The organism is Stieleria varia (assembly GCF_038443385.1).
In the GTDB taxonomy this organism is placed as follows: Bacteria; Planctomycetota; Planctomycetia; order Pirellulales; family Pirellulaceae; genus Stieleria; species Stieleria varia.
In genome coordinates this window covers 5,504,816-5,516,849 of the sequence record NZ_CP151726.1, presented here as the reverse complement: position 1 = coordinate 5,516,849, position 12,034 = coordinate 5,504,816, and the positions used below count along the sequence as shown (strand labels likewise).

Sequence of the window (12,034 nt, the reverse complement as noted above, 5' to 3'; positions counted from 1 at the left end):
TTGGCTTTTCGTGCGCGAAGTCGCTTGGGATGGATGCGTGTTGGGTGAAGCAACGTTTCAGCGCTCAGCCCCCTCATCCCCAGCCCTTCTCCCCCAGAAAAGCTGGGGGAGAAGCCAGAGTGGACGAGTGGTGCGGATTGTGGTACTGGGCCCACGGCTAGGCGCGGATGATTCATCAGCCGGCACGCGATAGCGTCCGGTTCCCGATGACAGGCGTGAGAACCGGACGCTATCGCGTGGCGGCTGATATGCGCAGACTGTCTTCGTGCCAATCGACGCCTAGCGCCCGAGGCCACGAGGCACCGAGGTGCGGATTGTGGTGCGGGGCCCACGGCTAGCGCCCGAGGCTCACGAGGTTTCTTTCCGTCGCATCATGCCGTTGGCCACGGCGTCCAGCAGGCGGGCCTTACCGATCCGGCGGCCACCTTCGTAGACGATCACGTCGCCATCGCGATGACGTTCGTGACGCAGCACGATCTTTCGGCCACGCAGGTCGATCAAGAACGGATCGCGGACTCGGCGAAAGAAGCGTTCGATCTTTCCCTTGGCCGGACAGGCGACAGGGAGATACGGGCAGCGGGCAGCTTTGTCAGCGATCCAAACGCTGAAAGTTTTACCGCAGCCGTTGGCGTTTCCACGATTGCTGCAAAAGATGCGTATCGCTCGGACGGATTTGTGCTTGAAATTCTGCTCGTCGTAGCCTTTGAGGACGCCGTGTCGATTCAACGTCCCGGTGTGCTTGCAGTGTGGACAGGGGGAACATTTGAGCAAGGCGAGCTGTTGGTCGCGTTGTATTGTGGAAGCAAAAATCCATCGCGTCACCATGGCTCCCCCAAGTTCGCATGAGAAGAACAGTGGGCGAGAAAGGCCACCCATGTGCCCTCCCATTTACATGCAAACGCGTTTGAAAAGGGGCGAGGTAGAAGCGGGGTACGATTTAGATTTTTTGAAAATCGGGGTGCGAGGTGCAGGCTGCGAGGGCGGGAGAAAGTGTACCGAATTCACGGTGTAAGAATTACGCTAAAATACGACCACATTCCGGCCCCAAAAAGGCGAGAACTACGACCGCAGCGAGGCCGGTAACACCTATCGAAAGAAAGTTGATATGAACATTGCTGTGGTGGGGAGCGGGATTGCGGGAACGGCAGTGGCTTGGCAGCTGGCTGATCAGGGGCACTTGGTGACGCTTTTTGAACAGGCGGGCAAATGTGGTCCGATTGGAGCAGGCATTTTGTTGCAGCCTAGCGGACAGGCGGTACTGGCGCGGTTGGGAGTGCTGGATGAAGTGGCGCTGAAGACGGCGAAGATCAGCAACTTGCTGGCACAGCATCGGTCGGGCCGCACACTGGTGCATCTGCCTTACAAAAAGGTCTCTGGCGAATTGTTCGGACTGGGCGTGCTGCGCAGTCACATCTTTCAAATTCTGTTTGATCGGTGCGCAAACGCGGGCGTGCAGATTCGCGAAGGGCAACTGATAACCAGCTACGTGGCGACGGACGATGGCGTTGAACTGATCGGAAACGACGGTGAGAGTAAAGGCAGTTTTGATCTATTGATCGCGGCGGATGGATCTCGGTCGCGACTGCGTGAGCACTCTGGTTTGACGCGATCGATTCGCGAGTATCCGGACGCAGCGTTGTGGACGATCGGTCCTTACTCGGGGCCGCAGGATCGACTGCTGCAGGTCGTGGGACGATGCGGACGGTTGATGGGGTTGTTGCCAGTGGGAGATGGACGCTGCAGCTTCTTTTGGGGTTTGAAAAAGACCGACGAGCCAAGCGTGCGAGCAAACGGATTGGACGCTTGGAAACGTCAGGTGGTTGATTTTTTTCCGTTGGCGGAAGAAGCGATTGCGGAGATCAAATCGCTTGCGGAAGTGACGTACGCGACCTATCTCAATAGTCGGATGCACCGCGTAACGCAGGGGCGGGTGGCCTTCATCGGCGACGCGGCCCACGCGACGAGTCCGCACTTGGGGCAGGGATTGAATTTGGCGTTGGTGGATGCGGCGGTGTTGGCCGAGCAAATGTCGATTCATGCAGACTACCGAGATGCGTATGCCGCCTATGAAACTTTGCGTCGATCAACGACGGGCTACTACAGCGTATTGACCGGGATGTTGACGCCCTTTTTCCAAACCTCAAATCGTGTGTTGCAATTCGGGCGTGACGTTTCGCTGCCCGTGATGCCGCATTTGCCTTATGTTGGAAAGCAAATGGTTTATACGATGGCGGGGCTAAAAACTGGCTGGCTTGGCGTCGCTCGCGGAGCTTAGGAAAACAGTCGTGTGAAGAGAGAATGAGTTTGAAGAGAAAAAGGCACTGTCATGGCCGGACTTGATTTGACTCGCTTTGGCGAGATGCTCGCGTACGTCTAGTGCTTCGTCCAGTCTTAGAACGCGGGTTCGATCAATGAGCCGTTTTGGCGTTAGCCACGGTTTTCGCAACTCAACCGTGGCTATCGCCAAAACGACTAACCCCAAAATCAAGTCTGGACGATGCACTAGTGGTCTGGGACAGCTAGAAGTTAGGGTTTGCCGTAGTGGATCTTGTTAAAGATCCCACCGCTACAGGATCTTTAACAAGATCCACTACCCTAAAGATAAGTTGCAACGAGGTGGAATGTTAAGAACGGAAGAATAGCGGATGAACTTGACGCCATGGCATCGTGCAAATCCAGCCGTGGCACGCTAGAGTTCATTCTCGATCGAACACGCACGTCTTGTTGTTCAGTGTTCATGTCCATTCATTGATTGCGAGTTTCGCAGCCAATCAGTTTCAAATGGAGTTGTACTCTCTTGATTGAAGGCAAAGCAGAAGGCAATGCTGCACCGTCAAAGTTTGCTTGCTTGTTGTTCATTTCGGGAGCGTGCGCACTTGTGTACCAAGTCGTTTGGATACGCGAGTTGCGACTCGTGTTTGGCGCAACCACTTCTTCGTCGGCTGCCGTGTTGGCCATTTTCATGGCGGGTTTGGGGATCGGAAATGTCGTTCTGGGGCGGCGAATCGAAGGAACGTTGAAGCCCGTTCGCTTCTATGCGATGCTTGAGTTTGGCATTGCGATCTTCGCTGCGATCAGCCCTTGGATGATCGATATCGCGAGGTACGCCTATGTCTCTGTCGGAGGACAGTCGTCATTGGGTATCGGTCTCGCGACAATGATCCGCTTGGTTGCTTCTGCTGCAATCTTAGCTGCGCCGACGTTCTTGATGGGGGGAACCATGCCGGCGGCAGCACTCGCGGTTTCGGTCGATTCGGATGCGAGACGAAAGGGGGTCGCTATGATCTATGCGTTGAATACGCTTGGTGCGGTGACCGGTGCGGGGCTAGCCAACTTCGTGCTGATCGAATGGCTGGGCAACCGGTCGGTTCTGTGGTCCGCTTGTTTCATTAATCTGCTGCTCGCCGTAACGGCGATTCGCTATTCCAGTCAATTGATCGCGATCCCGCACACGCGTTCTGCTGTGAACCCGAGAAACGCCAAGCAGGCAGTCGACGAGGATGGAGCGATTGATCAAGGCACCGAGAACCGACTTCCGCTCGTTTGTATTTCAGCAGCGGTTGTTGGTTTTGTTTTCTTTTTGATGGAAATCGTTTGGTATCGAATGCTTGGTCCCCTGCTGGGCGGAACCACTTACACGTTTGGATTGATTCTGTGCGTTGCACTGCTGGGCATTGGCGTTGGTGGTGCCCTTTACAATCTGTTTGTTCGATGGGGAAAACCCACACTTCCATTACTGTCAATCACTTGTCTGCTGGAAGCCTGTTTCATCGCGGTTCCACTTTGGTTTGGTGATCAAGTCGCAATGTGGGTGCTTCAACAACAAAACGAAGTGATCGATTCGTTTGTTGATCAAGTGTGGAATTGGTTCCAGATTGCGTCCTTCGTGATTCTTCCAGCATCAATCGTGGCTGGGTTTCAATTCCCACTCTTGATCGCCGTCGCTGGCAAGGGAAGACAACACGTTGCCAAGCATGTTGGCTGGACGTTCGCTTCAAATACTGTAGGCGCAATCTGTGGTTCGCTTGCAGGAGGATTTCTCCTCATGCCTATTCTGACCGCGCCGGGAATTTGGAGGGCAGCGATCATTGTATTGGTGGTTTGGGGGATGGTAGTCGTTACCTATTCGAGGCTATCGAGAAAACTCTTTCTGCCGTTCTTTGCATTCGGAGCCGTACTTTTACTCGTTGCGATTCAGGCAGAGGGACCGACGGCTGTCTGGCGTCACGCTGGAATCGGGGCTGGACGAGCGGACTTAGAAGGCGTCGGACGCAACGCCGAGAAAAATTTTATCAATGCCAAACGTCGGCAGTGCATCTGGGAGGCGGAGGGCGTCGAATCCAGTGTTGCGATTACGGCAACAGATAGCTTGTCATTTATCGTCAATGGAAAGAACGACGGCAACGCTTACAACGATGCCGGAACACAAGTTGGGCTCGGACTGCTGGGTCCATTGCTGCATCTGTCGCCAAAACGTGGCTTGGTCATCGGATTGGGGACGGGCGAAACAGCAGGATGGATGGCAGCATGTGAGGAAGTGGAATCTGTCGACGTCGTTGAGTTGGAGCCAGTGATCATGCACATGGCAGAACAATGCCGTGCGATGAACAAAGACGCACTTGCCAATCCCAAGGTTCAAACTCACTTCAATGACGCGAGGGAGTTCTTGCTATCCGGTCGAGGGGCCTACGACGTCATCGTATCGGAGCCTTCGAACCCATACCGAGTTGGGATCGCAAATCTTTATACGACTGAGTTCTACAGTTCAGCATTGGATCGACTAACAGAAGATGGAATATTCCTTCAATGGCTTCAAGCGTATGAAGTCGACGACCGAACGGTGGCGATCGTATTGAAGACGCTTCGTACGGTCTTTCCGCATGTGGAAGTCTGGCGAGCCAAGTCGCGGGATCTTGTTTTGGTTTGTGGAAAGTCCCGATTTCCGATCTGGGACGATGAAGCGTTCATTCGAAGGCGAACCCAACTGCCGGCGATCCGTGAAGGACTAAATCTCGGGTGGCGAGTCGACGATCTCGAAGGTGTCATCGCTCACTACGTCTGTGGTCTCAAGACTGTCGAGAAGTGGACCAACGACGAAGACATTCCGGTCAACTCTGATGATCGGAATCTACTTGAGTATGCGTTTGCGAAATCATTAGGCCAAAAGACGCGATTCTCTAGTGAGGCTTTACATCGACTTGCCCGAACCATGGGCGATAGTACGCCGCTATCGAAGGACTGTTTGGATCTGAAGCAAATCGCTAGGCGACAACTCGCCATGAATCTGTACTTGGGTCATGAGGTTCCTGCAGAATCGAAGAATAGCGACGATCAGCAACTCAGATCAGAGGCATATCGATCCTATCTAACACAAAACTATCAGGAAGCCGCAAGACTCTTCGGTGGAATCAACGTCGATTTTGGCTGTCCAATCGAACGCTTGGTCTATTCTCATACCTTGGCCGAAACCGGCACCTCGCTTCCGACCGACTTGATGGATGTCTTGCGAATCAGTAACGCGGGTGAGGCGGCGGCCATTGAGACAGTCAGCTACATGAAACGCAACGAGAGAGAATTGGGACGCAAAGCGATCTTGGCGACGATTCTGCAAATGCAAAGTAGTCCGTGGGGTAGCCGCCAACTTTTTGAGTCCGTTCTTCGAAATGCCGTCGACGCTGCCTCAACCGACATCGACTTTGCGAGACTGCTGTTTTCTCAGCTAAAAGAACCCTTCTCGATGTATCGTTTGGAAGACATGAGGTTGTTGACGCGGTACGTGATTTCCGAAAATCTTGGCCAAGCCGAGATGATTGATGCGTTGAGCCATTTTGAGCCATACGTTCCTTGGAAAGAATGGCTCTTGGAGGAGAGAGCAGCGTTGTATACCCGCGAAGGTTCTCCTTTTGCAGGACGTGCCGACGCAGATTTGCAGCAATTCCGAACGTGGGCTCAGCGGTAGCCTGGACTGGACTGCTCAAAGTTTGGTGTTGTGTCTTTTTGGGTTTGCGCAAGTTTATGTCCCTACTGCCGGCGAAGCTGGTGGCCCCCAGTGAGCCTCAGGCGCTAGCCGTGGGCCTGAGGCGGATTGTGGTGCCGGCCCACGGCTAGCGCCTGAGGCTCACTTTGATTGCGATGCATGGAACGAAAACATGGACTGAAAAAACATTGTCAACCCCAAACTTTGAGCAGTCCAGCGTTAGCCCCGGCGGCCGCTTACGCATCGCGGCTCAGTAAGTTAGCAGTCTCTTCCTCGCGGGAGGTGGCGGCGTGGGGTATGGCTCGGGGCGTATGGTTCGTGTTTGGGCGTATGGTGGTGTTCGTTTTCGACTCGGAGAGTCGAACGACAATTGTCGCTCGACTTTCCAAGTCGATAGCGAGTAATGCCGAGCGTTTTGCCATGCTCAAACGACTACTCGTGCAGGTAGTGCGCATGAAAAAACCCGTTTGCCGAGACCAAGGTAGAATCTCGACAAACGGGCGACTATCTCGGAAAACAAAAGAGATCCCGAGTGGGGTAGCTGACCGTAGCGTCAGCCCGCCGACTTGGTCTACGGGTTACTACCCCGTTGGCTAGTACAGCAATAATCCACTTGATCACCTCCTTTAAAAACGATTTGTTTGACGGTCCACAACCCAAGTGCCAACCAGATGGGGTGGAAGACCGTTCGGAAATGGTGCGTCGCAACGCGTTATTGCGACCCGACGGAGCTATTATCTCTGCTTGGCAATTGCAAGGCAAGAGAATTTTGGCTCCGTTGGGGTTTAGACCCAGCCATTAGCACCTGGGTTCGTGAGCTTTGACCGGTTTTATCGAATTTTCTTTCCCTCAGTCCGTTTTTCCGTCCGAGACATTCCTGAAATCGAGGTCCTCCAATGAGCTACAGTTGTCGCCCTAGTGGTTTGGGACAGCTAGAAGTTATGGTATGCCTTAGGGGATCTTGGCAAAGATCCCACCGCTACAGGATCTTTAACAAGATCCACTACTCTCAAGATAAGCTACTACCCTAAAGATAAGTTGTCCCAGACCACTAGCATCACACGTCGTGGATTTTGCAAGGGACTGGGATCTTGCGCAGGGTTGATCGGGTCCACACTGGTCCGCTCACTGGCGTTGGGCCAGGACCCCACGCCGATCCCCGTCGCTGCAGGTTCCAATGACGCCTGGGTCGAAGCCGTTCAATCGCACTTCGACCGCTTCACGCTCTACTGCACCGATCAGCGCGGCCGCACACGTAGTGGAATTTGGTCGATCGATTGGGATGCCCGGGCTGTTCGACCGGGAGTGACCTCGCATCTCGCTCTGAGCATGCCAAGTGTGTCCGCAGCTCTGGAACTAGCGTCCAGAACGGGATGCAAGTGCTACACGGAAGCCGCCGAGTCTCATCTGAAATCGCTGCTGCATGTTTCTGCTGCCCAGTTCGACAAGCTGCCCATGTTCGATTCATGCGTTTACGACTTTGACGTGGACAAGTTCACAGAGAACGACTCCGGGTTGATCGCCCGGCTTTCTCCCGACCAATGGGATCTGTTGGCAAAGCACGCTCCAGACGCAACTCTCGAAACGGTCGATCGGTTCTCTACATTCTTTTCCGTCTCAGAGTCTTTCAGAAACATAGCTGCTTCATCGGTGAACACCACGATCATCTCTTTGTGCGATTCGACGCTTTGGGCACTATCGAAAGGCTTGATTCGGATGGACTTTGGTCCGTCACTGGATCGTTACCAAGCCAGATTCATGAACGCTCCTCTGCCAGATCGTGGGCGTTGGATTCAGTCTTTGATTCACGCAAGCCAGACGCTTGATCGCAGCGAGCTGGTTGCGAGTGCGGAGCAATGTGTGGATGAGCAGGCAGCCACTGTTACCCAAGACGACTTGAGCAGTCCCGATTTGTCCTTTGTCGCAGCGCATCCGATGGACTATGCCGATGCGATGAGAATGCTGTTTGACGCAACGGGACAGGACACGTATCTGCGCCTTGCCAAATCCTTTGTCACGATGTTGCAAGACGCAGGCTTGCCGCCCGAGACGGCGATCGCGCGAGACTACGGTGAATCGTTGAAATTCTTAGTCGCGATGCGAGAGCATGTCGACGTTGACGAGACGATCGAGTCGCTCGCCGAACAAGCGATGGGCGTGTTGTTTCTGGAGAAGTCTGGTGTGTTTCAGAGCCGACCCGGATCAGGGCGTTGCAGAGACGCGGAAGGAATCGGATTGTTGCTGCAGTCGATGCTGCAAATTGCTTGAACAGACTACTGGACATCCACATCCGAGAGCTTGGTGCCCAAATCGTTTTCTGCGATCTGAGCTTCCGGCGCATCCGCCGCCTCTGGTGGTTCATCTGGTGATGGCAGGGTTCCGATCATTCCATCGCTTGCGTCGTCTCCGGCGAAGACAGGATGACCTTGATTAAACCTCGTTTCGGCGGTGTAATCGACCGGTGGTCGTTCGTAGATGTCCGTCGGCGAGCCTCTCTCGCTTCGACGGCCGAAGGCAAATTTACTGCCGACCAACTTGGTTTTGTCGCGAATCGAGCCTCCTTGAAAAGGCCCGATTCCCATCACCCAAGTGTCACGCGCGGTGGAGACACTGTGCCGGACTCCCGATTGCCAGACGGGCTCTCGTGTTTCTCGATCGTAAGCAAACACGGCGATCTTTGAAGCGGCTTCTTGGACATCGCGTTTCGCAACCGCCAACTCGGGGACGGCAGGCAGGTTCGGTGCGTTGGGCAGCACCGAAACCGCAGACGCCAGTTTGCTGTTGTCGGGGATGCCCAAGGTGACACTGTGATCGTCCGCTCCCAGCGCGCCGATTCTTGCTTCGATGATGATGTCCGCGTCCTGAGATGCGTCTTGAATCAAGCATCCTGCGCCGACGATCTGTTGGCGGATTCCGCTGGTCACATACTCGGCGTTGACGAACCCACTTCCCTTGACTTGGCGTAGGTACGTCGTGTCCAGATAGACCTTCCGTCCGCTCAATGGGCGAAAGTCGAGGTCCTGGATATTTTTGTCCACCGCGTCGCTCATGACCAACTGTTCGGTCGCTATTTTGGCTCGAGTCGTGCCGCATCCGACAGCGCTGACCAATAGCCATGCGACGCACGCTGTCGCAACAGCTCTTAGTACATGATCCATCAGCGTTTGGCTCCTCCGCGAGGCAACCAATTGGACATTGCGACCGAGGGTGCGAGGGAGACTTTGCCCTGGCAGATCATTTCTTCGTCGGCCGCTTTGAGTCGCACGTGGAGGATCAATTCATCACCGGCCGGGCGCTGGTCGCTCCATGGAATGGAAACGTGCAGCCCGTTGACGGGTTGTGTCTTTATCATCTCGCGTACTTCGTCTGCGGTGAACTCCCATCGTCCGATGCGTTGGTCATCGCTTGCGATCGTGGGATCCACGGCGACCACGGTCAAAGTCGCATCGATGTCAAATTTTGATAAATCAACGACCCGATTGTCATCGTCCAGCGCGTTGACGACCAAGAACACTCCGTCCACTTCGTCGTCCTCGTCCATCTGATGTCCACCGGAGAGTCCACGATGAAGTTCCAGGTGATCTGGAATCCCAGACGTGCTGTTGGGATCGATCACTTGAGGCGCGAAATCATCCAACAACACTTTCGCGTCGTCTGGCAACTCGATCTTCCCTGGCGGATCAGGTTCGGGCACGCCGGGTGGAATCAGTTCACCTGGAATGATTGGCTTGACCTCCAGGCTCGACGGTCCTGGCGGTTCTGGTCGGTTGGGCGGCGGCAAGATACGCGGCTCGGTTTCTTTTTCTGCTGGGAACGGGTTGTCGTCGGCATCGCGTGTGGAGGGGTTCGCTGCAGCATCCTCGTTTTCCTTCATGATCGTGGGATCAGGAGTCGGGATCTGTTCAGGTTCGGTCAGCGGTCGGCTGGATGAATCCGGAGCGCGCGTTGGCGGTGTCGATTCCCGCGGAGTGGTGGTCGGCGGAACAACCACTTTCCCGTCGTCGACCGTTGCAGAGGGATCGCTGTCTGGTGGTAAGTCGTAGGGATCGGTGTGGTACGACTCGGTCGGATAGGGTTTGGGCTGCGGCGGCAGGGGCTCGCGTGAGGACTCGACCAAGGGCGCGTATGGCGTGGGGGTCACGCTATTTTTCTGTTGGGCGCCCAAGCGTTCCAGTTTGTCTCTGAGCACCCGGTTTTGATAATCGGCGTCGTAAAGCTGATCTTCCAAGACGCGAATTTCACTGGCCATTTTGGCGTGGTAAGCATCGCGGTGTGCTCTGTTTTGACATCCCGTTGCGATCAACAGCGTGATGGTCCAGGCAAGTCCCCATGTGCAATGCCCAACGCAACGAAGAGCCCAACAACCCATGCAGACTGCTGCTGGTCGTGGCACTTGAATCGGAAAGGAAGCTTTGAGTGGACGCACAGGGCTGCGATGAAGCGATTGCGAATGAGCGGTGGGTGGGAAAAGCGAGGGCGAAAAACCGACGCTTCTACCGTGCAACTAGCAAGCAGAGCGATGGCAGGTCAACGCCGGAATGAGGCGACAATGCTTGCATTGAGCGAAAGTGTTGAAAAATCCGCCTTTTTTTGGCTCGTGATGTAAAGCGCAGAATCCAGCTTCAGCGTGCATTGAGACAGGGCGAGGGTTATCGGACATCCGTTGCGTAGTTGGCTCGTGAACATCCCTCAGCGACGCATGTTTGCGGATTACCTTTAGAACATTGCATCCTTTGTGGTTTGGAACACGCAGCATGGACAGGGCTCTTGTTGGACGCCAACCGATCTTTTCCTCCTCTCTGGACGTCTACGGATACGAGTTGCTCTTTCGATCTGGCGAAGAGAACTCGGCTCGCTTTTGCGAGGGGGATCGTGCGACAGCAAATGTCATTTTGAATACATTCACTGACATCGGATTGGAGACGCTGGCGGGTTCCAAGTGTGCGTTCATCAATCTGACTCGCAATCTGCTGCTCGCTCGGCATTTGAGCTGCTTGCCCGCTGATCGAGTGGTCCTAGAGGTACTGGAAGACATCCAGCCAGACCGTCATGTTCTGGCGGCGGTCGCCGAGTACTCAGAGTTGGGTTACACGATCGCATTGGACGATTTCATTTACCGCGAGGAGTTGGAGCCGTTGATCGATTTGGCGGACATTGTCAAGGTTGAGTTCCCAGCCATCCCATCAAATGAACTGGCGGATCACATTTCCAAGCTCCGGGACCGTGGGATTCAGACGATCTTGGCAGAGAAGATTGAGACGCAGGAAGAGTTTGAGCGATGCCGTGAGCTGGGCTGTGATCTTTTCCAAGGCTACTTTTTCTGCAAACCGCAGGTGATCAGTGGTCGCCGGGTCAACAGTAACATCGCGTCCGTTGTTCGATTGCTATCCGCGCTGCAGGATCCGGATATCACGACGGAAAGAGTCGAGGAGGTGATCCAAACGGACGCCAACCTATCCTACAAACTGCTACAGTTTGTGAACTCAGCCAATGCGGCGACGCGTCGAAGGATCGATTCGCTGCGGCAAGCAACTGCATTGATGGGAATCCAGCGTCTGCGTTCGCTGGTCTCGATGATGCTGTTGTCCAATGTGGACGAAACCAAGCCGAATGAGCTGATCAACATCGCATTGATGCGGGCGAAGATGTGCGAGCTGCTGGCGATTCAAGCCGGCGAGGACCGCCCCGAGCGATTCTATACGCTCGGATTATTCTCCACCCTGGATGCACTGTTGGATCAGCCGATGAGCGAGATCGTCAAGATGTTGCCATTGACGAACGATACCAACGATGCGTTACTGAATCGATCCGGGACTTTGGGAGATGTATTGTCCTGTGTGATCAATTATGAATCGGGCAACGTGACGACATTGGCAAATGTGAATCGTGCGCAAGTTGCTCAGACTTATGAAGAAACGCTGCAGTGGCTGACGACGAATTCGCTGCGTGCGTGAGCCGCTGGGCTGGGCTGTTCAAAGTACGGGGTTGACATTGTTTTTTCAGTCCATGTTTTTGTCCCATGCATCGCAATCAGAGTGAGCCTCAGGCGCTAGCCGT

General features: G+C 54.6%; 7 protein-coding genes. 4 read left to right on the top strand and 3 right to left on the bottom strand.

Annotated elements, in window-relative coordinates:
* Positions 1 to 348 precede the first annotated feature (348 nt).
* The gene (locus tag Pla52nx_RS18705; RefSeq protein WP_146520309.1) at positions 349 to 726 is read right to left on the bottom strand and encodes a hypothetical protein; all 378 of its coding nucleotides are present in this window, start codon (positions 724 to 726) and stop codon (positions 349 to 351) included.
* Positions 727 to 1,105: 379 nt separating this feature from the next.
* On the opposite strand from Pla52nx_RS18705, the gene Pla52nx_RS18700 reads away from it, so the two are divergent.
* From Pla52nx_RS18700 to Pla52nx_RS18690, 3 genes are all read left to right on the top strand, one after another.
* The gene (locus Pla52nx_RS18700) at positions 1,106 to 2,275 is read left to right on the top strand and encodes an FAD-dependent oxidoreductase (RefSeq protein ID WP_146520308.1); all 1,170 of its coding nucleotides are present in this window, start codon (positions 1,106 to 1,108) and stop codon (positions 2,273 to 2,275) included.
* Positions 2,276 to 2,797: 522 nt separating this feature from the next.
* The gene (locus Pla52nx_RS18695) at positions 2,798 to 5,959 is read left to right on the top strand and encodes a fused MFS/spermidine synthase (RefSeq protein WP_146520307.1); all 3,162 of its coding nucleotides are present in this window, start codon (positions 2,798 to 2,800) and stop codon (positions 5,957 to 5,959) included.
* Between the two features lie 1,056 nt (positions 5,960 to 7,015).
* Positions 7,016 to 8,245 carry a hypothetical protein gene (locus tag Pla52nx_RS18690; protein WP_146520306.1) on the top strand — a complete coding sequence of 410 codons (1,230 nt, stop codon included), beginning with the start codon at positions 7,016 to 7,018 and terminating at the stop codon, positions 8,243 to 8,245.
* Between the two features lie 5 nt (positions 8,246 to 8,250).
* Here Pla52nx_RS18690 and Pla52nx_RS18685 read toward each other — a convergent pair whose 3' ends face one another.
* Positions 8,251 to 9,135 carry a DUF6655 family protein gene (locus Pla52nx_RS18685; RefSeq protein ID WP_146520305.1) on the bottom strand — a complete coding sequence of 295 codons (885 nt, stop codon included), beginning with the start codon at positions 9,133 to 9,135 and terminating at the stop codon, positions 8,251 to 8,253.
* The gene (locus tag Pla52nx_RS18680; RefSeq protein ID WP_146520304.1) at positions 9,135 to 10,226 is read right to left on the bottom strand and encodes a hypothetical protein; all 1,092 of its coding nucleotides are present in this window, start codon (positions 10,224 to 10,226) and stop codon (positions 9,135 to 9,137) included. The genes Pla52nx_RS18685 and Pla52nx_RS18680 overlap by 1 nt, the downstream gene beginning before the upstream one ends.
* Before the next feature lie 505 nt (positions 10,227 to 10,731).
* Between Pla52nx_RS18680 and Pla52nx_RS18675 the strand changes: the two genes are divergently transcribed.
* The gene (locus Pla52nx_RS18675) at positions 10,732 to 11,931 is read left to right on the top strand and encodes an EAL and HDOD domain-containing protein (protein WP_146520303.1); all 1,200 of its coding nucleotides are present in this window, start codon (positions 10,732 to 10,734) and stop codon (positions 11,929 to 11,931) included.
* Positions 11,932 to 12,034: the final 103 nt, after the last annotated feature.